The 25,600-nt window shown below is 64.6% G+C and carries 22 protein-coding genes; 9 read left to right on the forward strand and 13 right to left on the reverse strand.

Annotated elements, in window-relative coordinates; translation table 11 throughout:
- A partial coding sequence (locus ABNU97_RS00960; protein WP_348764877.1) for an AraC family transcriptional regulator occupies positions 1-888 on the reverse strand: 888 nt, incomplete at its 3' end.
- A gap of 116 nt (positions 889-1,004) precedes the next feature.
- Between ABNU97_RS00960 and ABNU97_RS00965 the strand changes: the two genes are divergently transcribed.
- From ABNU97_RS00965 to ABNU97_RS00975, 3 genes are read left to right on the forward strand one after another with little or no spacing between them, the layout of a single operon-like run.
- Positions 1,005-2,606 carry an FAD-binding oxidoreductase gene (locus ABNU97_RS00965; RefSeq protein WP_348764878.1) on the forward strand — a complete coding sequence of 534 codons (1,602 nt, stop codon included), beginning with the start codon at positions 1,005-1,007 and terminating at the stop codon, positions 2,604-2,606.
- Positions 2,607-2,609: 3 nt separating this feature from the next.
- On the forward strand, positions 2,610-4,148 hold the full coding sequence (locus ABNU97_RS00970; RefSeq protein ID WP_348764879.1) for a glycerol-3-phosphate dehydrogenase/oxidase: 1,539 nt from the start codon (positions 2,610-2,612) through the stop codon (positions 4,146-4,148).
- Positions 4,145-5,695, forward strand: coding sequence for an FGGY-family carbohydrate kinase (locus ABNU97_RS00975; protein WP_348764880.1), 1,551 nt, complete (start codon positions 4,145-4,147; stop codon positions 5,693-5,695). The genes ABNU97_RS00970 and ABNU97_RS00975 overlap by 4 nt, the downstream gene beginning before the upstream one ends.
- Before the next feature lie 3 nt (positions 5,696-5,698).
- Here ABNU97_RS00975 and ABNU97_RS00980 read toward each other — a convergent pair whose 3' ends face one another.
- From ABNU97_RS00980 to ABNU97_RS01000, 5 genes are read right to left on the reverse strand one after another with little or no spacing between them, the layout of a single operon-like run.
- The gene (locus ABNU97_RS00980) at positions 5,699-7,168 is read right to left on the reverse strand and encodes a hypothetical protein (RefSeq protein ID WP_348764881.1); all 1,470 of its coding nucleotides are present in this window, start codon (positions 7,166-7,168) and stop codon (positions 5,699-5,701) included.
- An 8-nt stretch (positions 7,169-7,176) separates the two neighbouring features.
- Positions 7,177-7,914: an SDR family oxidoreductase gene (locus tag ABNU97_RS00985; RefSeq protein ID WP_348764882.1), complete on the reverse strand. Its 738-nt coding sequence runs from the start codon at positions 7,912-7,914 to the stop codon at positions 7,177-7,179.
- Complete coding sequence (locus tag ABNU97_RS00990) at positions 7,911-9,239, reverse strand: FAD-binding oxidoreductase (protein ID WP_348764883.1); 1,329 nt, start codon at positions 9,237-9,239, stop codon at positions 7,911-7,913. Before ABNU97_RS00990 ends, ABNU97_RS00985 begins: the two co-directional genes overlap by 4 nt.
- Before the next feature lie 20 nt (positions 9,240-9,259).
- The gene (locus tag ABNU97_RS00995; protein WP_348764884.1) at positions 9,260-10,720 is read right to left on the reverse strand and encodes a UbiA family prenyltransferase; all 1,461 of its coding nucleotides are present in this window, start codon (positions 10,718-10,720) and stop codon (positions 9,260-9,262) included.
- 40 nt (positions 10,721-10,760) lie between these two features.
- Entirely contained in the window at positions 10,761-11,705 is a 945-nt protein-coding gene (locus ABNU97_RS01000; RefSeq protein ID WP_348764885.1) for a lysylphosphatidylglycerol synthase transmembrane domain-containing protein, read from the reverse strand.
- A gap of 314 nt (positions 11,706-12,019) precedes the next feature.
- Between ABNU97_RS01000 and ABNU97_RS01005 the strand changes: the two genes are divergently transcribed.
- Positions 12,020-13,768 carry an acyl-CoA dehydrogenase gene (locus ABNU97_RS01005; protein ID WP_348764886.1) on the forward strand — a complete coding sequence of 583 codons (1,749 nt, stop codon included), beginning with the start codon at positions 12,020-12,022 and terminating at the stop codon, positions 13,766-13,768.
- 65 nt (positions 13,769-13,833) lie between these two features.
- Here the strand turns inward: ABNU97_RS01005 and ABNU97_RS01010 are convergent, their stop codons facing one another.
- Positions 13,834-15,072 carry an FAD/NAD(P)-binding oxidoreductase gene (locus ABNU97_RS01010; RefSeq protein ID WP_348764887.1) on the reverse strand — a complete coding sequence of 413 codons (1,239 nt, stop codon included), beginning with the start codon at positions 15,070-15,072 and terminating at the stop codon, positions 13,834-13,836.
- A gap of 128 nt (positions 15,073-15,200) precedes the next feature.
- On the opposite strand from ABNU97_RS01010, the gene ABNU97_RS01015 reads away from it, so the two are divergent.
- Positions 15,201-16,067, forward strand: coding sequence for an MBL fold metallo-hydrolase (locus ABNU97_RS01015; protein WP_348764888.1), 867 nt, complete (start codon positions 15,201-15,203; stop codon positions 16,065-16,067).
- 52 nt (positions 16,068-16,119) lie between these two features.
- On the opposite strand, the gene arsH is transcribed toward ABNU97_RS01015, so the two are convergent.
- The 6 genes from arsH to ABNU97_RS01045 form a co-directional block, all read right to left on the reverse strand.
- Positions 16,120-16,824 carry an arsenical resistance protein ArsH gene (gene arsH / locus ABNU97_RS01020; protein ID WP_348764889.1) on the reverse strand — a complete coding sequence of 235 codons (705 nt, stop codon included), beginning with the start codon at positions 16,822-16,824 and terminating at the stop codon, positions 16,120-16,122.
- Positions 16,825-16,845: 21 nt separating this feature from the next.
- Positions 16,846-18,141, reverse strand: coding sequence for an arsenic transporter (locus ABNU97_RS01025; RefSeq protein ID WP_348764890.1), 1,296 nt, complete (start codon positions 18,139-18,141; stop codon positions 16,846-16,848).
- Between the two features lie 78 nt (positions 18,142-18,219).
- Positions 18,220-18,636 (reverse strand): arsenate reductase ArsC, encoded by a 417-nt coding sequence (locus tag ABNU97_RS01030; protein ID WP_348764891.1) that lies wholly within the window; start codon positions 18,634-18,636, stop codon positions 18,220-18,222.
- A 16-nt stretch (positions 18,637-18,652) separates the two neighbouring features.
- On the reverse strand, positions 18,653-19,033 hold the full coding sequence (locus ABNU97_RS01035) for a metalloregulator ArsR/SmtB family transcription factor (RefSeq protein ID WP_348764892.1): 381 nt from the start codon (positions 19,031-19,033) through the stop codon (positions 18,653-18,655).
- Between the two features lie 115 nt (positions 19,034-19,148).
- Positions 19,149-20,114, reverse strand: a complete 966-nt coding sequence (locus ABNU97_RS01040) for a putative zinc-binding metallopeptidase (protein WP_348764893.1) — start codon at positions 20,112-20,114, stop codon at positions 19,149-19,151.
- Between the two features lie 176 nt (positions 20,115-20,290).
- A complete protein-coding gene (locus tag ABNU97_RS01045; RefSeq protein ID WP_348764894.1) occupies positions 20,291-21,901 on the reverse strand; it encodes a long-chain fatty acid--CoA ligase in 1,611 nt (536 codons plus the stop codon).
- Between the two features lie 306 nt (positions 21,902-22,207).
- Between ABNU97_RS01045 and ABNU97_RS01050 the strand changes: the two genes are divergently transcribed.
- From ABNU97_RS01050 to ABNU97_RS01065, 4 genes are read left to right on the forward strand one after another with little or no spacing between them, the layout of a single operon-like run.
- On the forward strand, positions 22,208-22,747 hold the full coding sequence (locus tag ABNU97_RS01050; protein WP_348764895.1) for a pentapeptide repeat-containing protein: 540 nt from the start codon (positions 22,208-22,210) through the stop codon (positions 22,745-22,747).
- Between the two features lie 56 nt (positions 22,748-22,803).
- A complete protein-coding gene (locus ABNU97_RS01055) occupies positions 22,804-23,742 on the forward strand; it encodes a LysR family transcriptional regulator (protein WP_348764896.1) in 939 nt (312 codons plus the stop codon).
- A gap of 55 nt (positions 23,743-23,797) precedes the next feature.
- The gene (locus ABNU97_RS01060) at positions 23,798-24,856 is read left to right on the forward strand and encodes a putative urea ABC transporter substrate-binding protein (RefSeq protein ID WP_348764897.1); all 1,059 of its coding nucleotides are present in this window, start codon (positions 23,798-23,800) and stop codon (positions 24,854-24,856) included.
- A gap of 8 nt (positions 24,857-24,864) precedes the next feature.
- The gene (locus tag ABNU97_RS01065) at positions 24,865-25,545 is read left to right on the forward strand and encodes an isochorismatase family cysteine hydrolase (protein ID WP_348764956.1); all 681 of its coding nucleotides are present in this window, start codon (positions 24,865-24,867) and stop codon (positions 25,543-25,545) included.
- Positions 25,546-25,600: the final 55 nt, after the last annotated feature.

Raw genomic sequence — 25,600 nt, forward strand, 5'->3', positions numbered from 1 at the left:
GCCGATGCATAGCCCGGCGTCGGCCATATGACGCAGGGCAAGCGTATGCCGGGCTTCGTCAAGGCTGCGCCGGAAGGTGGTGTTCTCAAGCTGCAGGCGGTGTTGAAGCGTACGTTCGTTGAGAGCCAGCGCGATGGCGGCTTCGCCGAGCGTCGGCGGCGGCGAGCCGATACGCTTCTGCAACCAGGCGTTGAGCGCCTGCAGGGTGTCGAGCGAGGCGGCCCGGCGCAGGCTCTGGTCGAACTCGGCGCGTATATGGGCGGTCAATTCGGAATCGCCCCGCCGCAGCGGTAGAGCCAGCAGGGCTGGATCGAAGCAGATCCGGCAGGCGTCACGGTCGAAGCGTACCTCGCAATTGAAGAATCGGCGATAAATCGCGGGATCGCCCTGGGCGCGATGGCTGAACTCGACGCTTTGCGGCGATTCGTTTTCACCTCGTGCCCAGCGCGCGAAGCCCAACCAGGCGGCAAAGGCTTCCTCGATCACTGCCGGCATGACGCGCCGGCTGCTATGCCATTCGATAACCACATCGTTGGCGCGCTGCAGCAGACGTCCTTCGCCGATCGCGTTGACCAGGTGTGCAAACCGCGCCTGATAGGACAATGCCTCGCCGAGGGTGGCGCAATGGCGCAGCAGAAAACCCAGGCGGCCCCAGCGGGCAGGCTCGGCGGCCATGCCGAATTCGAGTCCGAGCAGGGGGTTGTGCAGTCGTGCCATGCCCTCAGCCAGGAGCCGCTCGTAATAAACGGCCTCGATACTGCGTTGGGGCGATACGAGCCCGGCCGGCTCGAGTGCGACGTGTTCAAGCAGCCGGCTGCGATCGAGCCCCTGGGCTTGCAGATAATCGAGCAGGGCGCGAATCAGCGATGCGGCGACCGTGGCTGGCATGCGATGTTCCCGGGTTTGCGCCATGCGTATTGTGGCCGGGTTGCGTTTAGAGTCAATTTTTTTGACGCGAAATTTAGCTACTTTCGACATATTGATCGACAACCGGCACGACTCGCATGAGGCGATGGAATGGATGGGGCGACGACACCGTTGCCAAGGAGCTGCCGACCACGGCCCGCGCTTTTCTCGAATCGCGGCTGGGGCGGGGGCAGGTGCCGCCGGACGAGAGCCTGGCCAATGCCTGTGCCCAGGTGCCCGAGTCGCGCCTGGCAGGTATTCCCGGCTTCGACTGCTCGGCCGAGGCGCGGCTGCGCCATGCGCACGGCCAGAGCTTTGCCGACTGGGCCGCGCTTCGTCATGGTCATGTCGGCCCGTTTCCGGATGCGGTGGCGTGTCCGGAAACGCATGAACAGACCCGGTCGGTGGTCGATGCCGCGCGCGAAGCCGGCGCCGTGGTCATTCCCTACGGCGGCGGTACGAGCGTGGTTGGTCACCTGAAGGTGGTCGACGACGGGCGTCCGGTGCTGAGCGTGGACATGAGCCGGCATGCGCGTCTGCTCGATATCGACGTCATCAACCGAACGGCACGCATCGGCGCCGGGGCCGCCGGGCCGGTGCTCGAAGCACAGCTGCGCGCGCACGGCTTCATGCTCGGCCACTACCCGCAATCGTTCGACTATTCCACGCTGGGCGGCTGGGTGGTCACGCGCTCTGCCGGGCAACAGTCGCGCCGCTACGGCCGTATCGAGAATCTGCTCAACGGGGCACGGCTGGTCTGTCCAAAGACGGATTTGGACGTCGGCGGGGCGGTGGCCTCGTCGGCCGGTCCGGATCTGCGTCAGCTGGTGCTGGGCAGCGAAGGCCGGCTGGGTATCGTCACCGAAGCCGCAGTGCACATCATGCCCGTGGCCGAACGTGAAGCGTTTCATGCCGTGTTTTTTGCCGACTGGCCCTCGGCACTCACGGCAGCGCGCACGATTACCCAGTCCGGGCTGGCGGTCTCGATGCTGCGTGTTTCCAACGAAGAAGAAACCGATACCCAGCTGCGTATCGCCGGCCACGATTCGGCGATCGCCTGGCTGCGCCGCTATCTTGGCGTGCGCGGCATCGGTAACCGCCCGGCGCTGATGATGATCGGGGTGACCGGCGATCGTCGTCAGGCATATCGGCTGCGTGCCGATGTGCTGGCGCTGGCCCGGCGTGCTGGTGGCGTGCACGTCGGTCGGGCGATGGGCCGTATCTGGGCGAAGAATCGCTTCGCCGGCGCCTATCTGCGCAACGGTCTCTGGGACGCCGGCTTTGCCGTCGACACCATGGAAACCGCGGTGCCCTGGTCCCAGGCCACGACCACGATGAGCGCCATGCAGCAGGCCGCGCATACGGCGCTGCAGGCCTTCGACGAACGGGCACTGGCGTTCGCGCATCTGTCCCACGTCTACGGCAGCGGCTGCAGTATCTATATGACGGTGGTCTGGCGTCGCGGCGCGGATTACGCCACCGATATGGGCCGTTGGCGTGCGCTCAAGCAGGCGGTGAGCAGGGCGATCGTGGATTGCGGCGGCACCATCAGTCATCAGCACGGCGTTGGCACCGATCATGCACCGTATCTGGCCGCCGAGAAGGGCGAGGCCGGTATCGACCTGATTCGCGCGGCCCTTGCCGAACTGGATCCGCAGGGCATGATGAACCCGCATAAACTGATCGCGAAACAGGCCTAGCGTATGTGGACACAAGACTGGCGATCGCAGTTCGAGGCGGCCGCCGAGCGGGCATTCGACGTGCTGATTGTCGGCGGCGGTATCACCGGCGCCGGCGTGGCGCTGCAGGCTGCGCGTGCCGGCCTGCGCGTCGCGCTGATCGAACAGAACGACTTTGCCTCGGGCACCTCGAGCTGGTCGTCGAAGCTCGTACACGGCGGCCTGCGCTATCTGGCCAGCGGCGACTGGCGGCTCACCCGTGAGTCGGTGCAGGAGCGCCAGCGCTTGATGCATGACCTGCCGGGGCTGGTCACCCCGCTCGATTTCATGCTGCCGGTCTATGCCCACGACAAGCCGGGGCGCTGGGCGCTGCAGGCCGCGCTGGGCGCCTACGACTTCATGGCGCGCAAGCGCTATTCGCACTACATGAAGCCGGCCGAGTTCGGCGCCCATATGCCCTATCTCAACCGCGATGGCCTGAAGGGCGGCTTCGTCTATCGCGATGCGCTCACCGACGATGTCCGGCTGACCCTGCGCGTACTTATCGAAGCACGCAGCCACGGCGTACTGGCGGCCAACTATGTCCGGGCCGAGCAGCTGCTTTTCGACGGCGATACCGTCAACGGCGCCCGCGTGGCCGATCGCGAAACCGGTCGCTGCTTCGATATACGGGCCGCGGTGGTAGTGAATGCCACCGGGCCCTGGAGCGATCGGCTGCGTGCCCAGGTCGAAGGTGCGGCCCAGCTGCGCCCGCTGCGCGGGTCGCATTTCGTATTCCCGTTCCATGTGTTGCCGGTCGGGCGGGCGATCACGCTGTTTCATCCGGACGATCGCCGCCCGCTTTTCGCCATTCCCTGGCAGGGCGCGACCGTGTTCGGTACCACCGATCTCGATCACGAGAAGCCGATGGACGAGGTGCCCCGCATGAGCGCGGCCGAGTCCGATTATCTGATCGCTGCCGCCCGGCATTATTTTCCTGCCCGCAATATGCAGGCAGCCGATGCGCTGTCCTGTTTTGCCGGAGTACGGCCGATCGTGCGCGGCGAGCCGGGTGCCTCGGCCTCGCAGGAATCGCGCGAATCCTCGATCGAGCGCGAACGGGGGCTGATTACCGTTACCGGCGGCAAGCTGACGACCTTTCGTGTAACCGCCAACGACGTGCTCGAACAGGTCGGCCAGGCTCTCGGCCGGCGCTTCGTGCGCAACGACAAGGCACCGATTATCCATGCCGTGGGCGCCGACGCGCAGACGCGCGGAGGCGTGCGCCATGGTCCAGCGTTCGCCGGGATGTTCGCACGGGCCGACGACGCGCGCGCGCTCGGGACCACCGACTATCGTTTTCGTGAGCTGCGGTTTGCGTTGAGTCACGAAGCAGTCGCCCATCTGGACGATCTGCTGCTGCGGCGTACGCGCGCCGGGCTGCTGCTCGAGCAGGGCGGGTTGGCCGAACTGCCCGCTCTGGAACCGCTGGTGCGCGATACGCTCGGCTGGGACGCGGCGCGCTGGAACGACGAAGTCGAGCGCTATCGAGCCCATTGGCACCGGGTACACGCGCCGGTATGAGCGATGGCGACCGACTGCTGGCCATTGATGTCGGCACCCAGAGCGTGCGCGCGCTGGTGTTCGACGGTCAGGGCAGGCTGCATGCGCGTGCCCAGATCCCGATCGAGCCGCCTTATCACGCGCCGCAGCCAGGCCATGCCGAACAGGATGCGCGCGTTTTCTGGCAGGCCATGGTCTCGGCCTGCCAGCAGCTGCATGCGAACGATCCCGCGCTCGCCGGCCGGATTGCGGGCCTCGCACTGACGGCGCAACGTGCCACCAGCGTGTTCGTGGACGCCGACGACGAGCCCATCGGCCCGGCCATCTCCTGGCTCGACAAGCGTCGCGCAGCGCATGTCCCGTCCCTGCCGTGGCTGTGGCGGGGGCTGTTCGCCGGCCTGGGGCTGACTGCCACCATCGATGCCTTCCAGCGCGCCGCCCCGGCGAACTGGCGTGCGGCGCATGCACCGGAAGCGCATCGGCGCACGCGCCGGGCGGTCTTGTTGTCGGGTTATCTGGTCCACCGGCTGATCGGCGAATGGCGCGATAGCGTAAGCGCGCAGGTGGGCTATCTGCCGTTCGACTACAAGCGGCGACGCTGGGCCGCCGCGCGCGACTGGAAATGGCAGGCCGTGGCCGTCGAACGAGAACAGCTGCCCGAGCTGGTCGAGCCGGGCGAACCCCTCGGCGAGCTCAGCGCGTCGGCGGCCGAGGCCCTGGGGCTTGCACGCGGGCTGCCCCTGTTCAGCGCGGGCGCCGACAAGGCCTGCGAAGTGCTTGGCTGCGGCGCCATTACGCCTAAAACGGCCTGCGTATCGCTGGGTACCACCGCGACCATCAATACCTGTCGCGACGTCTATCGCGAGGTCACGCGCTTCGTGCCGGCCTATCCGGCGGCCATGCCCGGCCATTTCACCGATGAAATCCAGATTTATCGTGGCTTCTGGCTGGTGTCGTGGTTCAAGCAGGAATTCGCGCCGGATACCGTCGATGCGGCCGCCCGCGAACAGCGCGCCGCCGAGGCGCTGCTCGACGAGCGTATCGCGCCCATCGCGCCGGGCAGCGACGGACTCATCGTGCTGCCGACCTGGTCGCCGGGTGTGCGCATACCCGGGCCCGAGGCACGCGGTGCGATCATCGGCTTTACCGATGCCCACAGCCGTGCCCATGTCTACCGGGCAATCCTCGAAGGCCTGGCGTTTGCCCTGCGCGAAGGCCGCGAACGTATCGAAAAGCGCAGCCGCACGCCGATCACGCGGCTGCGGGTTTCCGGTGGCGGTTCCCAGTCCGATCAGGCCATGCAGATACTGGCCAACGTCTTCGCATTACCGGCCGAGCGCACGCATACGCATGAAACCAGCGGCCTGGGGGCCGCGATCAACGCCGCGGTGGGCCTGGGCTGGTACGCCGATCATGCCAGCGCGGCGCGAGCGATGGTGCACGAGGGCGAGCGCTTCGAGCCCGAGCCGGGCGCGGTCGCCCTCTATGAACGCCTCTACCGCGACGTATTCACCGGTCTCTATAACCGCTTGAAGCCGGTCTTCATTGGTATCCGGGACGCGTTGTAGCGTCTACAGCCGTTCCGGTTGTTCCCGCCGCCCGCGGCCGCGCAGCCAGTGCAGCGCCCGCGCGGCCATCACCGCGAGCGTGGCGGCGATGAACGGGTTCACGGAAAAACGAAAACGCTGATTCTCGTCCACTTCGAAGGCGTTGCCGATCACGCTCACGTACATGATGTTCAGCCACAGAAAGATCAGCGTGGCATCCACGGCGCTGACCCTGCGTCGCAGCAGGCAGCGCAGCAGGATGAACAGCCCGTAAAGCACCGCCAGCGTATAGCCGATGGCAATCAAGATACCGATCTGGCCGGTTTCGAGATCGAATTCCGGCTCGGCCGGGTACTCGGGCTGGCCGGCCAGCAGCAGCGAAAACGCACGGCTGTAGGGCTCGATCGCGGCGCGGTTGTTCTTCAGGAACGGGTAGTCGCTGGAGGGGCGCATGAACATCAGCCAGGCCGTGCCCATGGATCGCAGATACACCTCGGGGTGGATGCGTACCGAGGCAATCGCGTCTTCCAGCGCCTGTTCGGATACATCCGCATAGGCGAGGTGGTTGTAGTTCACGTGGCCGGTGGACTTGCGCCTTTGATCGAGCACGGTAATGCCGGTGGGCGCCACATCGTCGAAGATGTCGGCATAGGCCTCGGGCGTGTTGAAGGGAAAGTCCATCAGCGCCATGTCGGAGAGTTCGCCGGCCTCGACCAGACGCTGGCGTTCGGGTTTGTCGATGGCGAGCGTGGTGAGCTTGGACAGGCTCATGCCCATCCAGTCCGACGTGGCGAAATGACCGGTCACCATGACGTTCTTGCCGTAAAGCGCGAACACCAGCGCCAGCGGCACGATCGCCGCCGCGAACACCGCCTTGCGATAGCCCGGCAGTACCAGGCCACAGAACAGGGCGAGCACCACGAACCACTGCCATTGAAACATCGAGCGCGTGTAGATCAGCGCCGCCATGGCAAAGAACATGGCCAGCGCCCGGACGAACGTGAAGCGCTCCATGCACAGATGAAACAGCCAGGCGATGGTGCCCAGCAGCGCCAGAATCATCAGCGTGTAATAGGGGATCGCTTCGTAAAGTACGAGCGCCGGGGTGAGCATGAACAACGCGGCCACGCCGAACGCCAGCTTTGCGTTGTCGGTGAGCTTGCGTACCAGCGAATACAGCAGCAGCACGCTCGCGATGGCCAGGGCGCTATAGAGCGTACGAAACGCGATGGTGAGCGTGAGCGGATCGTCGCCGAGCTTGAGCACGAGTCCGATGACGAGGTTGTACAGCGGCGGCTGACCCGGCATGTAGAACAGGCTTTCGGCCAGATTCTCGCGTAGCAGTACCGGATCGAGGATCTGCCAGGAGGTCGCGATCGGCTCCAGGTCGAAGCGCACGCCGGCCGCGTAGAAGCAAAGCCGCGACAGCGCATACAGGCCGACCAGCCAGAGTGCCGGCTTGGTCGACGGGTAATGAAACGCGTCTTTCTTCATGGGCCCACTCATAGCCCGGTTCGATGAAAGATCGCGCGGGGGAGCGCCGTGATGATGGTCATGATCAAACGCCAGAAGCCCGGCGTGTAGCACACCGCCGTGCCCTTCTCGATGGCCCGGTGAATATCGCCGCCGACCTTTTCCGGGCTGGCGAACAACGGGCCCTTGTCGAAATCGGCCGTCATGGGTGTGTCGACCATGCCCGGGCGAATGGTCACCACCTGCACACCGGCCTTGAACAGCCGATGGCGCAGGCCGTCCATGAACGCGTTCAGGCCGGCCTTGGCGCTGCCATAGACATAGTTGCTGGCGCGGCCGCGATCGCCGGCCACCGAGGAGATCGCGGCGATCGTGCCGTGGCCCTGGCGCTCGAAACGATTGGCGATATCGGTGAGCAGGGCAACAACGCTCACCGCATTGGTATGCCAGGCGGCAACAGCGGCGGCGGGATCGGCCGCGCAGGCCTGCTGATCGGGCAGGGTGCCATAGGCGACCAGCACCGTATCCAGGCCGCCAAGCGCGGCCTCGGCGGCATCGATCATCGGTGCATGGGCGGCCAGGTCGTCGGCGTCCATCACCTGCGTGGCCACGGTGGCTGCGCCGCGTACTTTCAGGTCGTCGGCGATAGCGGTCAGCCGGGCTTCGTTGCGCCCGGTCAGAAACAGCGCATCGCCGCTGGCGGCAAAACGACGGGCGGTCTGTTCGGCGATGGTCGAGGTCGCGCCGACGATCAGGATCTTTCTCATGAAGGGCTCGTTGTTGTCGACGTCACGCGTCGCCAGAAATTCGAGGAAAACGCCGGGTCGACGAATCCCCGGAAGCGTTCCAGATTGGGGAAATACTCGCTGAACGCGGCCGCGCTCATGCGCGCGTCCTTGGCCGGATACACCGCCCCGCCGGCCGCGCGTACGACATCGTCGAGCGCCTCCAGCAGTTCGAACGTCTCGCGTCCGCGGTTGGGGAAATCCAGCGCCAGGGTCACGCCGGGGCGTGGAAACGACATCAGCCCCGGCGACTGCACATCGCCGAACACCTTGAGCACCGACAGGAACGACCCGGCACCGGCGGCGGCGATACGTTCGAGCAGTTCGGCCACGGCGGTGCGGGCATCCGCATGCGGAACCACGCACTGGTACTGCAGAAACCCGTTCGGGCCGTAGGCACGGTTCCAGTGCTTGATGCCGTCGAGCGGATAGAAATACGGCTGGTAGTGCTGCGTATCGCGGCTGCGCGCCTTGAACTTGCGCCGGAAGTAGAGCGTATTGAGCGGACGCAGGGTCAGCGGATTGATCATCGACACCGGGGTGACGAAGGGAAACGTCGGTCCGCCGCGTTTGCGCGGGTCCGGCTGCTGGCCGAGCGCCGGCTTGTGATTGGCGCGCATGAACCAGCCACGGCCGAGATTGGCGCCGCGCGCGCTGCAATCCACCCAGGCCACGGTGTATTCGTAGTCGCGATCCGAGGCCGCGGATAGCGCGAAGAATTCGTCCAGGTTCGAAAAGCGCAGCGTGTCCACGTCCATGTACGGGCCTTCGATCCGCTTGAGCGCGATCGTGGCCCGGGTGAGCAGGCCGGTCAGGCCCAGTCCGCCCACGGTGGCCGCGAACCATTCGGGGTTGTCATCCGGCGTGCAGACAAGCGTGCTGCCATCGGAGCGCAACAGTTCCAGTTCGCGCACATGGCAGCCGAAGGTACCGGCCACGTGATGATTCTTGCCGTGCACGTCGTTGGCGATCGCGCCGCCCACCGAGACGAACTGGGTGCCCGGCGTAACCGGTAGAAACCAGCCCTGCGGGACCACCAGTTCGAGAATATCGGCGAGCAGCACGCCCGCCTCGCATTCGATGACGCCCGTGGCCGGATCGAAGGCGATGAAACGGTCGAGGCTGCCCATATCCAGCAGCGTGCCGTCGTTGTTCAGACAGCTGTCGCCGTAGCTGCGACCGTTGCCGTAGGCCAGCAACGGCGTATCCGTGGCCGGCAGCACAGACGGGCGCGCGCCCGGCCGCTGGACCTGTGCCGGGCGGCTGGCCGGGTAGCGACCCCAGGATGGATGGCTCGATGCGGTCATGTCGCTAGCCTATAAGTTCATCAGATCGCCGAGAACATGATCAGCGCGCCCAGCAGTACGCACACACGGCTGCCGTTGTCCTTGGCGGCGAATACGATCGGGTCGTCGTGCATCTGCCCGCGCAGAGTCTTGAGCCAGATCCGGCTGATCCAGTACAGCACCACCGGGCACAGCAGCCAGATACGCGCCGGGTGCGCATAGTGATCGGTGATATCGGGGCTGTTGATATACAGCGCCAGGATGACCACCGCGGTGTAGCCGGCGGCCGTGCCCAGGCTACGCAGCGGCGGCAGATCGTCGGCGATATAGCCGCGCCCGAGCGGCGCATCGCCGCTGTGTTTTTCCATCACCAGCAGCTCGGTACAGCGCTTGGCCATGGCCAGGCTCAGGAATATGGACATCGACAGCGCCAGCAGCCAGAACGACAGGGGAATGCCGGTGGCCGCGCCGCCGGCGATGATGCGCAGCGTATACAGGGCGGCCAGGGTCAGCACGTCGATGAGCGCCAGCTGTTTCAGGCCGAGCGAATAGGCCAGGGTGACCAGGTAGTAGCAGCCGAGCACCAGCCAGAAGAACGGCGGCAGAAACGCAGCTATGACCACCGCAGCGCCAAGCAATACGGGAATCGCCATCACCCCCTGTGCGATGGGAATACGCCCTGAGGCAAACGGGCGCTCGCGCTTGCGCGGGTGCTGGCGATCGTCGCCGAGATCGACCAGATCGTTGAGGATATAGACGCTCGAGGCGAGCAGGCTGTAGGCAATGAAAGCCAGCACCGCCATGCCGACCATGGTCGCGTCTGCATACTGATGTGCCGCCAGTAGCGGTACGAAGATCAGCACGTTCTTGGCCCACTGATGCACGCGCAGGGCCTTGGTCCAGGTCCGCCAGCTGGTCTTTTCCGGTGGAAAGCTCGCGCCGACGTCGTAGGCGGCATTCGCGCTGCGCTCGAGCTTGTCGCTGGCGTTGACCAGCACCGCCTGGCGGGCATGGGCCCAGATGGCGTTATCGACTTCGTGATCGCCGGCATAGTCGAACGGCTTGTTGCCGACTTCGGCCTGGATGGCCGCCAGCTTGTCCTTGCCGGATAGATTGGTGCGGGCATCGCTGGCGAGCACCACGTCGAACAGCTGCAGATGGTCGGCCACCTGATGGGCGTATTTCTCGTTCGCCGCGGTCGCCAGGATCAATTGCCGGCCTTTGGCTTTCTCTTCCTTCAGATAGGCGATCAGGGTTTCGTTGTAGGGCAGATGTTCGATGCCGAGATCGGCGCGATCGGCGATTTCTGCCTTGAGCGTGGCACGGCCGGCGCGCAGCCATCCGGGCAGCCTGACCAGGCTTTGCGGCGAGCTTTTGGCCAGCACGAACGCCGATTCCACCAGCAAGTCGGAATGCACCAGCGTACCGTCGATATCGACCACCAGCGGGATATCGGCAATCTGTGTTTCGGCCGCTGATTCGGAAAAAGCCTGCGAACTCATTCGAAAGACCCTGTTAAAAATGGAGCGCTTTGTGCGTCGGTTAGCTAGGCAAGACCGCACGACGGCGGTCGAGTTCGATCGCGGCCAGGCTGATCAGCCCGAGCAGGACCGCAAACCAGAGCGTGGCCACCCGCGCGATCAGCGTAATCGCCAGTGCGGTGGTCGCATCGACGCCGGAGAGTTTGAGCAGCAGCACCATCACCGCCTCGGTGCTGCCCAGCCCGCCGGGGATGAACGACAGCGCGCCCACCAGCATGCTCACGGCATAGATGCCGATGGCGGTAAAGAACGCCAGCTCGATATCCAGCCCATGGGCGATGACGTACAGCGACACGCCTTCCGCGGCCCAGGCCACCAGGCCGATCAAAAGCCCGACATAGAGTGGTTTATGCCCGAGCAGGGCAAAGGCCTGATCCCAGGCCGACACCGCGCCGTGCAGCAGGTTCTGCAGCTTGCCCTCGGGGTTGGCGGTGCGCCGTTGCATGTAGACGAGCAGCCGGCGCTGTCGAATCGCTATCAGCAGCGCGGCCAGTCCGGCCAGGGGCACGACGACCCACCAGATGTAGTTGGAAAAGGCGATCAGCACCAGCGTGGACAGCAGCGCAATCGCCAGCAGATCGATGAAACGCTCGGCAAAGAAGGCCGCCAGGCTGTGGGCGTAGGACACGCCGTGACGCACCAGATAGACCGAGCGCATGCCTTCGCCGGCCTTGCCGGGCGTGGTGGTCAGCGCGAAGCCGGCGATATAGATGAAGGCGTCGCGCCAAAGCCCTACGCGGTCGCCCAGCCAGTACAGATAGCCGTGCCAGCGCGCGAAGCGCAGGGCATAGTTGAACAGCGACAAGGCGAGAATCGCCAGCCACCAGTGCGCCGCCAGCTTGTGCATGGCCGCGAAGGTGCGCTCGGCGTCGATACCGGCGATCAGGGTGAAATACAGCAGCAGCGCAAGGGCAAGCGACAGCGCGATGGTTCGTTTACGGGGCAAGGCACGGCCTCATGGCGAAGCCGCCGATAACCGGCGGGCAAGGATACTGGTAGCGACACGCTGAGCGATATGGATAGCCGCACAGCCGAACACGCGCTCGACGCGCGCTTTGTCTTGATCCCCGATCGTGCCTCGAACCCAGGTTCGAATACGTATAGCTTAGCGCAAACCGACCGGCTCGCATCAAGTCGTATGGCGGGCGGCGCCGTCATATCGCCTGCGACAGGCTGCCCGTAACGGCGCTTTCCCCTAAAATGCCGGCTTTGGTCGACGGCCGGCGGGTCGTCTTCTTCGTTTCAACCGCGAGACTCACTATGGCCGAATACCGTGCACCCACCCGCGACATGCTCTTCGTGCTCAACGAAGTACTGGACGACCAGCGCATCCGCAACCTGCCCGGTTACGACGACTACGAGCCGGAAACCATCTCGGCGGTGCTCGACGAGGCCGCGCGCTTCGCCTCCGACGTACTCTCGCCGCTCAACTGGCCGGGTGACAGGGAAGGTGTCCACTGGAGCGAAGACGGCATCGCTGCGGCCGAGGGCTTTGCTGCGGCTTACAGCCAGTATGTCGAAGGCGGCTGGAACGGGCTGACCGGCTCGGCCGATCACGGCGGCATGGGCATGCCGCGGGTGCTGGGGGCTGCGGCCATGGAAATGTGGAACGCCGCAAACATGTCGTTCGCCCTGTGCCCGCTGCTCACCGCAAGCGCGGTCGAAGCGCTGGAAAACCACGGCAACGACGAACTCAAGCAGACCTATCTCGACAAGCTCGTGACCGGCGAGTGGACCGGCTGCATGGATCTGACCGAGCCCCAGGCCGGTTCCGATCTGGCCCAGGTGCGCAGCAAGGCGCAAGCCGACGGTGACGCCTATCGGCTGTTCGGCCAGAAGATCTATATCACCTGGGGCGAGCACGACATGGCCGACAACATCATCCATTTCGTGCTCGCGCGGCTGCCCGACGCGCCCGCCGGGGTGAAAGGCATCTCGCTGTTTCTGGTGCCGAAATACATTCTCGACGAGAACGGCAACCCCGGCGAGCGCAACGACATGCGCTGTGCCTCGGTCGAGCACAAGCTTGGCATTCATGCCTGCCCGACCTGCACCATGACCTTCGGCGAAGAGGGCAAAGGCGCGCTCGGCTATCTCGTCGGCGAAGAGAACAAGGGCCTGGCGCATATGTTCACGATGATGAACGCCGCGCGTCATGCCATGGGCGTACAGGGCCTGGGCATCGCCGATCGCGCCTACCAGCGCGCGCTGGCCTATGCCCGGGATCGCCAGCAGGGCGGGCGTGCCATCGCCGAACACGGCGACGTCAAGCGCATGCTGCTGTCCATGCGTGCCCAGACCGACGTGCTGCGTGCGATGTGCCTGGACTCGGCCAGCGCCCTGGATATCGCGGAGCGCAGCGACAACGACGACGAGCGCGCCGCCGCCCAGGCCCGGGCGGACGTGATGATTCCCGTGGTCAAGGCCTGGGGCACGGAACTGGGCGTGGATATCGCCAATACCGGTATCCAGGTGCACGGCGGCATGGGCTTCGTAGAAGAAACCGGCGCCGCCCAGTACCTGCGCGATGCGCGTATCGCGCCCATCTACGAGGGCACCAACGGTATTCAGGCCATCGACCTGGTCGGGCGCAAGCTTATTCGCGACGAAGGCCGCGGCATGCGTGCGCTCATCGCCGATATCCGCGCCACCGCTGACGGCAGCGCCGAGGGCGCGAACGAGCATCCGGCCTTGTCCGATGCCCTGGACCTGCTTGAAACCGCGACCAACACTCTGCTTGAAGCCGGGCGCGATGCGGCCATGGCCAATGCCTTCAACTACCTCATGCTCTGCGGCACGGTGTTCGGCGGTTGGTATGCCGCGCGTATCTCGGACGTGGCGAAGAAGGCGCTGGATAACGGCACCGACGAGCCCGACTTCTACGAAGCCCGTCAGGCCTGTGCCCGTTTCTATGTACGCCAGATCCTGCCCAAGGCGCGCGGCTATGCGGCCATGGTCGAGGGCGGCCCGGACGCCATCGACAGCGTCGACGCCCAGCGCCATCTCTAAACCGGGCGGGCGCGTGCCGGCACGAGGCATCGGCCGGCACGCGGCGCCCTGTATCGATTCAGGCGCTACTGGCTGAGTTCGGGCAGTGACCGCGGATGCGGCCGGCGCCAGTCGTGGCCGCGCAGCATCATTTGCCAGTACATCATAGGGAAGACGTGGCGCTTGAATAGCCAGTGCAGGCGCCGCGGCTGGCGCGGGTCGAGCGGAAAGCTGGATACCACTTCCTGGTCGTAGCGAAATTCCGCCAGCAGCACGCGCCCGTGTTCGACCGTGAGCGGACAGGCGCCATAGCCGTCGTACAACGGCGCTTTGCCGCCGAGTTCGAGCGCGTTCAACACGCCGTCGACCACCGTGGGTACCTGTCGGCGTACGGCGGCCATCGTCTTGGCGTTGGGCGTATCGGTGCAGTCGCCCAGGGCGAAGACGTTGTCGTAGGCGGTATGCGCCAGACGGTGGCGATCCACGCTGACCCAGCCGGCGGCGCCTGCGAGTGAACTGTCGCGAATCACTGCGGGCGCGGACTGAGGCGGCACCACGTGGAGCATGTCGAAATCACGTGTGACCTCGCCCTCGGCGGTTTTGAACGTCGCCTGCTGGCGCTCGCCGTCCACCGCGATCAGGTCGTGGCCGAAATAGGGCGTCGCCCCGTAGCCGGCGATCACCTTGTCCAGTTCGCGGGCATAGACCGGAACCCCGAACATGCTCGCGCCCTGATTGTAGAACTCGACGCTGGCATTCACCCGGCGCCGGCGCAGCGTATCCGCGGTGAGATAAAGCGCCTTCTGCGGTGCGCCGGCGCATTTGATGGGCATGGCCGGCTGGGTGAACAGCGCGCGCCCGCCGGCGAGCGTGCTGGCCAGCTCGTGGGTGTAGGGGGCGTAGTCGTAATGGTAATTCGAGGTGACGCCGTTGCGCCCCAGGGTTTCGACAAGCCCGTCGATGGCATCCCAGTTCAACTGCAGGCCCAGCGCGACCACCAGGACGTCGTAGCCGTGCTGGGCACCGCTGGCCAGCGTGACGCGGCTTGCCTCGGGCTCGAAGCCGGTGATCGTGTCCTGTATCCAGCGGGCGCCCTCGGGCATTACGTCCGCCTGGGCCCGGCGCGTATGTCGTTGCGGCATGTCGCCGCCGCCGACCAGCGTCCAGCCGGGCTGGTAGTAATGGTCGGTATTCGGTTCGATCACGCTGACGTCGAGTTCGGGGTAGCGACGTAGCAGCGCCGAGGCCACCGACAGACCGGCGGTGCCCCCGCCGGCTATGAGAACGCGGTGGTGGGCGGCAGGGGCATTCGGGGCGTCGATCATGGCGAAGTCTTCTGCTGAGCGGGTGATGCAGGGCTACAATTCCTGCAGTTTGGTTATGAGTTAAATACTTTAAGTTATTAAAAACGGCTCTAAAGCGCCGGAATGTTATCAGCGAAGCGAGCTTGTCAATGGATATGGATCAACCCGAGGTAGTCGGTTTCTTCGATCACAAAACCTTTAGCGTGCAATATGTTTGTATCGACCCTGCCACCGATCGCTGTGCGATCATCGATCCGGTGCTCGACTACGACGAAAACGCCGGACGTACGCGAACCGACTCGGCTGATGAAATCATTGAGTTCATCGGACGCCGCGGGCTGACGGTCGACTGGGTTCTGGACACCCATCCCCATGCCGACCATCTATCGGCTGCGATCTATCTACAGCAACGCTTCGATGCGCCCCGTGCTATCGGCCGACAGGTGGTCGAGGTACAGAAGCTCTGGAAAGACATCTACAACTTCGGCGACGATTTCTACGCCGACGGTCGCCAGTGGGATCGCCTCTTCGACGACGGTGATCGTTTCAAGATCGGCGGCATGGACGCACGAGTGATGTTCTCGCCCGGGCATACGCTGGCCTCGATCACCTATGTGGTGGGCGACGCGGCCTTCGTGCACGACACCCTGTTCATGCCCGATTTCGGCACCGCCCGTGCCGATTTCCCCGGCGGCGATGCGGCCACGCTCTATCGCTCGATCGAGCAGATACTCGCGCTGCCCGACGATACGCGCCTGTTTACCGGCCACGACTACATGCCGGATGGGCGCGAGCCGCGCTGGCAGTCCACCGTGGCCGAACAGCGTGCGAACAACCCGCATTTGCAGAACATGGACGAGCGCGCCTATGTGCAACTGCGCAATCGTCGCGACGCCGAGCTGCCTTTGCCAGCGCTCATGCTTGCCGCGCTGCAGATCAATATCCGGGGCGGTCGGCTGCCCGAGCCGGAAGACAACGGGACCGCCTATCTGAAGATTCCGCTCAACGCGTTCTGATCGGCATCGATCTGCCCACGAAGCCTGACCGGCGCGTTGGCAGTGCGCGCGCTCAGAGCGAAGGCTGGTTGACCCGCTTCGAAAGCGCTTCGGGGCTTTCCACCCGTTCGGAATAGCGGTCGGTGAGGTAGTCGTTGTGGTCGCGCAGCAGCAGGGTGCACTTGATCAGTTCTTCCATGACGTCGACCACGCGGTCGTAGAACGGCGAGGCCTTCATGCGTCCGGCCTCGTCGAATTCGTTGAAGGCCTTGGGCACCGACGACTGGTTGGGAATGGTGACCATGCGCATCCAGCGCCCGAGTATGCGCAGGTTGTTGACCACGTTGAACGACTGCGAGCCGCCGCAGACCTGCATCACCGCAAGGGTACGGCCCTGGGTGGGGCGCTGGCCGCCGATCGATAGCGGCAGCCAGTCGATCTGGCTTTTGAACACGCCGGTGATATTGCCGTGGCGTTCCGGGCTGCACCACACCTGGCCTTGCGACCAGAACGACAGCTCGCGCAGCTCGGCCACCTTCGGGTGCTCGGCATCGGTCTCGTCGGGCAGGGGCAGGCCGCGCGGGTCGAATATCCGCGTCTCGGCGCCGAACGCCTGCAGCAGGCGTGCGGCTTCCTCGGTCAGAAAACGGCTGTAGGAGCGTTCGCGCAGCGAGCCGTACAGCAGCAGGATGCGCGGCGCCGGGCTTGGCAGGCGCGCGCCCAGGGTGAGATGTTCGCGGGCGACATTCGGCAGATCGTTCAGGGCATCGTCATTCATGGCAGAGCTTCCAAGGCGAAATCAGCGGCCGATGAGCGCCAGCCAGCCGGCCAGCGCGGTGAGGGTTACCAGCAAAACCGGCAGGGTAAGCACGATGCCGATCCGGAAATACTGGCCCCAGCCGATGGTCAGCCCTTTGCGGGAGAGCACGTGCAGCCAGAGTAGCGTCGCCAGGCTGCCGATCGGGGTGATCTTGGGCCCCAGGTCGCTGCCTACGACGTTGGCATAGATCATCGCCTCTTGGGCCAGCCCGGAGACATGGCTGGCGTCGATCGACAGCGCGACCACCAGCACGGTGGGCATATTGTTCATCGCCGACGACAGGAAGGCGGCCAGAAAGCCGGTGCCCACGGTGGCGACCCAAAGCGATTGCTCGCCGAGGGCGTTCAGCAAACCCGCCAGATAGGCGGTCAGCCCGACGTTCTGCAGCCCATAGACCACCAGATACATGCCCAGCGAGAACACGACGATATCCCAGGGCGCACCGCGAACGACTTTCATGTTGTCCACCACCGGTCCGCGCTGGGCGATAGCGAGCAGTACGGCCGCGCCGATACCCGCGACCACGCAGACCGGTATGCCGACCAGTTCGGCAACGAACAGGCCCGCCAGCAGCAGGCCGAGCACCCACCAACCGGCCTTGAAAACGGCCAGGTCCTTGATGGCGTCGCGCGGCTCACGCAGCTGGCCGGGGTCGAAGCGCGCCGGAATTTCGCGACGGAAATAGGCGTACACGATCGCAATGGAAACGACCACGGACACGATATATACCGGCGCCATGACCGCGGCATAGCTGCCAAAGCCCAGGCCGAAGAAATCCGCCGAGACGATATTGACCAGGTTGGAAATGACCAGCGGCAGGCTGGCGGTATCGGCAATAAAGCCCGCGGCCATCACGAAAGCCAGCGTCGCCCCGGCAGAAAACCCCAGTGCCAAAAGCATTTCGAACACGATCGGGGTGAGGATGAGCGCGGCCCCGTCGTTGGCGAACACCGCCGAAACCAGCGCGCCCAGCAGCATGACCAGGACCAGCAGTCGCGGCCCGCGCCCGCCGCCGCGGCGCGCCACATGCAGCGCGGCCCATTCAAAGAAACCGGCTTCGTCGAGTACCAGGCTGATCAGGATGATGGCGACGAAGGTGAACGTCGCATTCCAGACGATGCCCCAGACCGTGGCGATATCGCCGATATCCACCACGCCGGTGGCCAGCGCAACCAACGCGCCGGCCGATGCACTCCAGCCGATGCCCAGCCCGCGCGGTTGCCAGATCACCAGTGTGAGCGTGGCGACAAAGATGAGAATGGCGAGAATTGTCATGCAAGAAACGGCGGTTGGGCAGGCACTTCGCTCATGCCGGAGGCCATGAGCATTTCGCAGGCGGGTTTGGGCGGCAAGTCAGTCGGTTGGCAGTTCAGCCAGCAAGGCCTCGACGCGTTCGCGAATCGCGTCGCGTGTCGTGGCGAAGACATGCGTGATCTGTTCGGGGCCGCCCTCGGCACGGGCCGGGTCGTCAAACGCCCAGTGCAGCTTGCGCGTACCGGCGGGCATGAGCGGGCAGTGCTCGTCGGCATGGCCGCAGACGGTGACCACGATATCCGCCCAGTCGATATCCGCATCCGCCAGAATCGAGGACGGCTGGGCCGAAATATCGACGCCGGCCGCCTGCATGGCCGCCACGGCGTTCGGATTCAGCCCGTGGGCTTCGAGGCCGGCCGAGCGCACGGCCACGCGTTCGCCGCCCAGGTGTCGGGTCCAGCCTTCGGCCATCTGCGAGCGACAGCTATTGCCGGTGCATACGTAAAGAATATTCATGCGTAATGATTTCCGATCAGCCGGGGCAGCGATCGCCGGGGCGATCGGCCATGGTGGCCAGGCGTTGTGTATCGCTGATGAAGGGTTCGCGCTGGGCGTTGGCCTGCCATGTGCTGTTGATCACATCGCCGATCCAGGCCGGTAGCTGTTCACGGATGCGGTAATACACCCAGATGCGCTCGCGGCGATCGGCGAGCACGCCGGCATCGCGCAGCAGTTTCAGGTGGCGCGAGATCTTGGGCTGGGACAACTCGAGCGCATGCACCAGCTCACATACGCACAGCTCGCCGTGCGTCGACAGCAGCATCAGGCAGCGCAGCCGTGTGTCGTCGGCCAGTGCCTGAAATATTTCGTGGGCGACCGGTTCGTTCGCCACTCGTTCGGTTTGCGCAGCCATTACATTCGATAATCCGTATATACGAAAAATAGCATATACGGATTATCGAATGAGTCAATAACGCGTGTAGCGGTTGTGTCGCGGGCGACCCGGCACGCCGTCATTCAGGTATGGCTTACAGTCCCTGGGCACCCCGACGCAGCCAGTCGTGCACGAAGGTGAGCTTGCGCCGTGCCGCCTCCGACAGCGCGAACGGATACAGATCCGCTAGCCCCATGGAGCGGTTGATGTGGTTTACGCCAATGGCAAGCGAGGCCGCGATATGAATCAGCCGCTCGGAATCCGGCTCTGCGTACGGATCCCAGCCGCGGTCGGGCAGATCCGGCGACGAGAGTCCCGCAGCCACGAAGCTGTCGGTGATATCGGTCAGATGCAGCAGATGGGCCACGGTTTCGGCCCAGTCCTCGTGCGGATGCGCAGAGGCATAGGTGGTCAGAAAACGCAGCGACCAGTCCGGTGGCGGGCCGTTTTCGTAATGGCGTTGCAGCGCGGCGGGGTAATCGGCGCGTTCGTCGCCGAACATGTCGCGAAATGCATCCAGGAAGTCATCGCGCAGGCTCAGCCGCCACCACAGCATGTGTGCGATCTCGTGGCGCATATGGCCGATCATGGTGCGATAGCGTTCCTGGAGCGCCTGGCTGCGGGTGGCCCGTACCACCGGGTCGGCCTCGGTCACGCTGATGGTGACCACACCCTGGGCATGGCCCATGGGCACCGGCGCCGTGTCTTCGGCGAGCATGTGGAATACCGGGCGTGTGCCGGGGTCTTCCGGGCGGAACCAGTGCCAGCGCCCGAGATTATCCAGCGCCCAGCGTTTGGCGGCCTCGGTTTCGGCCCAGTTTGCCATTGCGCCGTCGATGGCCGGATCCGGCGCGAGCGCGGTCATGGCACAGGAGCGACAAAAGGCCCCCTGTTCCGGGGCGATCCAGTTGCAGCCGATCACCTCGCGGTTGATACAGAAGGGCGGCATCGGCACGAAGGCGCGTGCCTGCGGGTCGTAGGCGACCGGGGTGCCTTCGGCGGTGGTGAGGTTGTCGAACCAGAGTGAACCGGAACCGACCGGGTTGGTGAATACGCGCATGCAGCGAAAGCTCCGAAAGCCACGGTGGAAAATCCTGGGACACGTTCGGCTGTTACCGGTTGCAGGTCAACCGCCGCGTATCCAGTGAGCGAGCGCGGGGGCCGGCGTAGCGCCGCAGCAAACGAAAAAGCCCGACCTGCGATGCAGGCCGGGCTCAATACGGCAAGCGTCGTCGATCAGCTGTTCTGGAGCAGCTGCCGGCGCAGGTCCAGCTTGCTGAACTTGCCGGTCGAGGTGCGCGGAATCTCGTCAACGAAAACATAGTTTTCCGGGACCATCCACTTTTCCATGCGTTCGCGCAGGAAGTTGGCCAGATCCTCGGACGACAGCTCGCGGCCTTCGCGCAGCACGACCGCCGCCAGCGGGCGTTCGCCCCATTTCTCGTCGGGCTGGGCAACGACCGCGGCCTCGGCCACGTCTTCATGCCCCATGATGGCGTTTTCCAGCTGCACCGAGGATATCCACTCGCCGCCGGACTTGATCACGTCCTTGGTGCGGTCGGTGATGTTGATATAGCCGTCTTCGTCGATGGTGGCGATATCGCCGGTACGCAGCCAGCCATCGGGGGTGAACTTGTCTTCGCTGTTTTCCAGTCGATAGTAGCTGCCCGTGATCCAGGGGCCGCGAACCTGAATCTCGCCCATTTCCTTGCCGTTCCAGGGCAGCGGCTGGCCTTCATCGCCCACGATGCGGGTATCCACGAACGGTACCGGCGCACCCGCGGTGGCGCGGATCGCGTACTGCTCGTCTTCCGAGCGCTTCTGCACCTTGGGTTTCAGGCGTGCCGCAGAGGCCAGGGGCGAGGTTTCGGTCATGCCCCAGGCCTGGATCACGGTCAGCCCGTACTTGTCGAAGCGCCGGATCATGGCTTCCGGCACCGCCGAGCCGCCCACCGTCATGCGCATTTCCGGATGCAGCTTCCAGCGGTTCGGTTCGGCGTCCAGGGCGTTGATGATGCCCATCCAGATCGTGGGCACGCCGGCGGTCACGTTCACCTGTTCGGATTCATACACATTGAGCAGGCTTTCTGCGTCCATATGCGGGCCCGGGAAGACCTGCTTGGCGCCGGTCAGCGTCGATACATAGGGCAGGCCCCAGGCGTTGACGTGGAACATCGGCACAACCGGCAGAATCACGTCGTTGTACGACAGGTTCAGCGTGTCCGGGGTGGCCGAAGCCATGGCGTGCAACACGCTCGATCGATGCGAATAGACCACGCCCTTGGGCTTGCCGGTGGTGCCCGAGGTGTAGCACATGCCGCAGGCGTCGTATTCGCTCTTTTCCGGATACTCGAATTCGCCCTGGGCCGAGGCCAGGAAGTCGTCGTAGCCGATCATGCCGTCCGGTACCGGCTTGCCGGCCAGCGGTACGACGATGATCTTTTCGAAATTCACCTGGTCGGCGAACTTCTCGTAGAGCGGCAGCAGCACGTCGTCGATGATCAGGATGCGGTCTTCGGCGTGGTTGACGATCCAGGCCACGTCGTCCGGCGGCAGGCGCAGATTGAGCGTATGCAGTACCGCGCCGGTGATCGGGATACCGAAATAGGCTTCCAGATGCGCGTAAGTGTTCCACGAAAAGGTCGCCACGCGATCGCCGTTCTTGATGCCGGACTCGATCAGCGCCTGGGCGAGCTGCTTGGCGCGCTTGACCATGTCGGCATAGGTGTAGCGGTGCAGGCTCTTGTCCGGCTGGTGGGTGACGATTTCGACATCGCCGAACTGCGTGCCCGCGCGCTCGAGAATATCGTCGAGCAGCAGCGGACGGTCCATCATCGTGGATTGCATGGGATCTCCTCTAACAAAGGTTGGCGCCGGTATACGGCGTTGTTCTACTTGCCTCTACGAGCATCGCATTGGCGCGGTCGCAGCGTCCATCTTCGTTGGCCTATACCGATATTCCGAAACGCCAGTCTGGAAATGCCCGCGGTGGCAGGGCGGCGTGCGAGCCCGCGTGAAACGGGGTTTTGATCGGCCGGCGGCGGAACACGGCGACCCGTTCAGCTGCCATACGTTCTCAAGCGTACGCTCGGAGCAAGTCGATTGTCTGCGCAATGCGTAACGCTCGATTCGGAATGAAGAAGGGGTATGGCTATGAATAAGCGTCTGTTGTCCGTATTGGTTTCCGCCGCGCTCGCGATCGGCCATGCCGGCGGCGTAATGGCCGGCGATCTGACCGTCGATGAGGTGCAGGCCGAGCTGGATGCCGCCACGCCGGAACAGCCGGCCGATTTTTCCGGTCATGATTTGCGCTATCTCGATCTGTCCGGCATGGATCTGTCGGGCGCCAACCTGGCGGGTGCGAATCTAAGCGAGGCACGGCTGGAAAATACGTGCCTCGAAGGCGCCAGCCTCATCGGCACCAACCTCGACCACGCCTGGTTGGCCGGTGCGGATCTTTCCAACGCCAATGTGTCGGGAGCGACGCTCAGGCAAACGCAGCTGAGTGGCGCGCGGCTAGCGGCGGCGGATTTCACTCAGGCCGATCTGAGCGACGCAACGTTCGCCGACGCGACGATGGCCGAGGCCGATTTCACCGGCGCGCTGATACAGGGCACGGATTTCGCCGGCGCCGAACGCAGCAGTACGCGCGGCTTGAACGTGCCAGAGAGTGTTGTTTCGTCGACCGGCTGAACAACTGGCACGGCCTTGGCATGTAGCGGCAAACCCCATGTCGAACCACGCAATCGATGAATCTCAACAGCGGCGATCTGGAACGGCTGCGCGTTTTCTTCGCCATCGTTCAGGCCAACGGCATTGCCAACGCGCAGGGCGTGCTCAACAAGGATGCATCGACGATCAGTCGAGCGCTCACCCAGCTCGAAGAACGTCTGCAGCTTCGCCTGTGTGAACGAGGGCGGCAAGGCTTTGCCCTCACGCCCGAGGGCCGGGCGGTACACGCCCGGGCGAGGGAACTGTTCATGTCGCTCCGCGGCTTCGAACAGACCGTCGACAGCGTGCGCGGCATTGGCGGTGGCACGCTGCGCCTGGCGATCATCGACAACATAGTCGCCGATAACCAGTGCCCGCTAGTGGCCACGCTACGGGATTTCATGCAGCCGCAGGCGGGTCGCGATATCGACTACAGCCTGAACGTACTCGCGCCCCAGGCCATGGAGAAGCAGCTTCTCGACAAGCGCATCGATCTGGCGCTGGGCGTATTCGAGTCACCGCATGATCTGCTCGAATACACGCCGCTCTACCGCGAAACCGATTATCTCTATGCGGCGGCGCGGCACCCCGCCTGCGCGATCGGCGACGATGCACCTGCGCTGGCCGAGGTGCTGGCGACCGCGCGCTTTGCCTCACGCAGTTTTCTGGACGACGCCGAGCGAGCATTGCTCGGCCTCGATATCCGTACCCGAGTCAGCCACGCGAGCAATCTGGAAGCGCTGCTGGCGCTGATCCTGTCCGGCCAGTACGTCGGCTTCATGCCGACCCACTATGCCCAGCCGTGGGTCGAAAGCGGCACATTGTGCCGCATCGATCCGGCCCGTTATGCGCGCCGCTCGACCCTAAAGGCCGCGATCCATCGCGACAGCACTTCGCGTGCCGTCGTCACCGAATTTCTGGCCCTTCTATGCGAACGCGGGGCCGATACACGTGAACCTGCGGAACGCGTCATGTAAGCCGCTGGGCGTGCGCGCTAACGTGAAACGCACCCTCGAAAACCGGACTGAATCCATGCGCCGTTTCATCGTGCTGGGCGTGCTTCTCGCCATCTTCTGTCAGCCGAGCGTGGCTCGCGCCGAGCCCACCTACCGTGTGGCATGGACGATCTATGCCGGTTCCGTGCCGCTGGTTTATGCCGAGCAGAGCGGTCTGCTCGATCGCTGGGCGGATCGCTACGACATCCATATCGAAACCGTCCAGATCAATGACTACATCGAAGCGGTCACCCAGTTTTCGCTGGGCCAGTTCGATGCCGTGATCTGCATGTCGCTGGATGCGCTCACCATCCCGGCGTCCTCCGGTATGGATACGACGGTGATCGCGCCGTTGAGCACCTCGGCCGGCAGCGACGGGCTGATCATGCGCGGCGACGACCCGCAGCTGACCGATCTTAAAGGCCAGCAGATCAATCTCGTGGCCTTGTCCGGTTCGCACTATCTGCTGGCACGCGCGCTGGACTCGGTCGGCCTCGCCGAGCCGGACGTGACCGTCATCAACACCTCGGACGCCTATATCGGCGCAGTCATGGAAGATGCCTCGGCCCAGGCCGTGGTGACATGGAAACCCCAGCTCACCACCATTCTCGATCAGTACGACGATACCCATCTGGTGTACGACTCGTCGGATATCTACGGCGAGATTGTCGACGTGGTGATCGCGCCGACCGACAAGCTGGCTGAACATCCCGAGTTCGCGCGCGCGCTGGCCGGCGCCTGGTTTGAAGCCACGGCCGCGCTCGACCCGGCACATCCCGAACACGAGCGCTTGCTGGCGATCGCCGCGGATACGCTGAGTACCGATATCGAAAGCGTGCAGAGCCAGCTCGCCACCATCGACTTCTTCAGCCCGGACGAGGCCATCGAGTTGATCCAGAGCGAGGATTTCGACGCCACGCAGCGGCGTATCGCCGAGTTCGCGTTCAAGCACGGTTTGCTCGGCGACGGGCTGCCGAGCGCCGACTTTATCGGCATCGAAAACGGGCACGACGATATCATCGGCAATGCCGACAACGTGCGCCTGCGTTTTCCCAGTGCATGGCTCGCCGAGGCGGCCAAACAGAGCGCGCCGTGAGTGGGTCGCTGCCGAGGCTGGCCGACGCCTGCCCGTATGCCTGGCCGGTGGGCGGCAACTGGTGCGCCGTGGATACCGCGCTGCTGGTCATCGACATGCAGCGCGATTTTCTCGACCCGGACGGCTATTTCGCCGCGCTGGGCGAGAACGCGGGCGAGCTGCGTGATGCGGTCGCGCCCGCCGCGCAGGTATTGATGCTGGCCCGTGAGCTGGGCATGCGCGTGATCCATACCCGGGAAGGGCATCGCCCCGATCTGGCCGATCTCAACGAAACCAAGCGTGCCCGGGCCCAGGCCATGGGCGCGCCGATTGGCAGCGCGGGCCCGTTGGGGCGCCTGCTGGTACGCGGCGAGCCGGGCTGGGACTCGGTTGCCGAAATGGCGCCGGTCGGCGACGAGATCGTGGTCGACAAATGCGGCAACGGCGCCTTTCATGCCACCGACCTCGACCAGATCCTGCGCGCCAACGGTATCCGCAACCTCTGGTTGCTCGGCGTGACCACCGATGTCTGTGTCTCTTCGACCATGCGCGAGGCCAACGATCGCGGCTATGACGTGCTGCTGATCTCGGACGCCTGTCGTGCGGCCACGCCCGCGTTGCACGAAGCCACACTCGCGGGTATCGAGCGCGAAGGCGGCGTGTTCGGCGCGCATATATCGAGCAGCGCGCTGGTGAAAGCCGTGTGCTAGCCGCGCGCGGCAAACACGTCGCAGTATAGTGCTGCGCAATAATCCATCAAGAGAT

This window comes from uncultured Salinisphaera sp. (assembly GCF_964012375.1).
GTDB lineage: Bacteria > Pseudomonadota > Gammaproteobacteria > Nevskiales > Salinisphaeraceae > Salinisphaera.

Bases quoted from the DNA above. Each gene is read 5' to 3' on its own strand.
- ABNU97_RS01045 (WP_348764894.1), bottom strand. From the start codon at position 21,901: ATGCAATCCACGATGATGGACCGTCCGCTGCTGCTCGACGATATTCTC.
- ABNU97_RS01025 (WP_348764890.1), bottom strand. From the start codon at position 18,141: ATGACAATTCTCGCCATTCTCATCTTTGTCGCCACGCTCACACTGGTG.
- ABNU97_RS00965 (WP_348764878.1), top strand. From the start codon at position 1,005: ATGAGGCGATGGAATGGATGGGGCGACGACACCGTTGCCAAGGAGCTG.
- ABNU97_RS00995 (WP_348764884.1), bottom strand. From the start codon at position 10,720: ATGAGTTCGCAGGCTTTTTCCGAATCAGCGGCCGAAACACAGATTGCC.
- arsH (WP_348764889.1), bottom strand. From the start codon at position 16,824: ATGAATGACGATGCCCTGAACGATCTGCCGAATGTCGCCCGCGAACAT.
- ABNU97_RS01040 (WP_348764893.1), bottom strand. From the start codon at position 20,114: ATGCGCGTATTCACCAACCCGGTCGGTTCCGGTTCACTCTGGTTCGAC.
- ABNU97_RS00970 (WP_348764879.1), top strand. From the start codon at position 2,610: ATGTGGACACAAGACTGGCGATCGCAGTTCGAGGCGGCCGCCGAGCGG.
- ABNU97_RS01060 (WP_348764897.1), top strand. From the start codon at position 23,798: ATGCGCCGTTTCATCGTGCTGGGCGTGCTTCTCGCCATCTTCTGTCAG.
- ABNU97_RS01010 (WP_348764887.1), bottom strand. From the start codon at position 15,072: ATGATCGACGCCCCGAATGCCCCTGCCGCCCACCACCGCGTTCTCATA.
- ABNU97_RS00975 (WP_348764880.1), top strand. From the start codon at position 4,145: ATGAGCGATGGCGACCGACTGCTGGCCATTGATGTCGGCACCCAGAGC.
- ABNU97_RS01055 (WP_348764896.1), top strand. From the start codon at position 22,804: ATGAATCTCAACAGCGGCGATCTGGAACGGCTGCGCGTTTTCTTCGCC.
- ABNU97_RS01050 (WP_348764895.1), top strand. From the start codon at position 22,208: ATGAATAAGCGTCTGTTGTCCGTATTGGTTTCCGCCGCGCTCGCGATC.
- ABNU97_RS01030 (WP_348764891.1), bottom strand. From the start codon at position 18,636: ATGAATATTCTTTACGTATGCACCGGCAATAGCTGTCGCTCGCAGATG.
- ABNU97_RS00990 (WP_348764883.1), bottom strand. From the start codon at position 9,239: ATGACCGCATCGAGCCATCCATCCTGGGGTCGCTACCCGGCCAGCCGC.
- ABNU97_RS00980 (WP_348764881.1), bottom strand. From the start codon at position 7,168: ATGAAGAAAGACGCGTTTCATTACCCGTCGACCAAGCCGGCACTCTGG.
- ABNU97_RS01005 (WP_348764886.1), top strand. From the start codon at position 12,020: ATGGCCGAATACCGTGCACCCACCCGCGACATGCTCTTCGTGCTCAAC.
- ABNU97_RS01035 (WP_348764892.1), bottom strand. From the start codon at position 19,033: ATGGCTGCGCAAACCGAACGAGTGGCGAACGAACCGGTCGCCCACGAA.
- ABNU97_RS01015 (WP_348764888.1), top strand. From the start codon at position 15,201: ATGGATATGGATCAACCCGAGGTAGTCGGTTTCTTCGATCACAAAACC.
- ABNU97_RS00985 (WP_348764882.1), bottom strand. From the start codon at position 7,914: ATGAGAAAGATCCTGATCGTCGGCGCGACCTCGACCATCGCCGAACAG.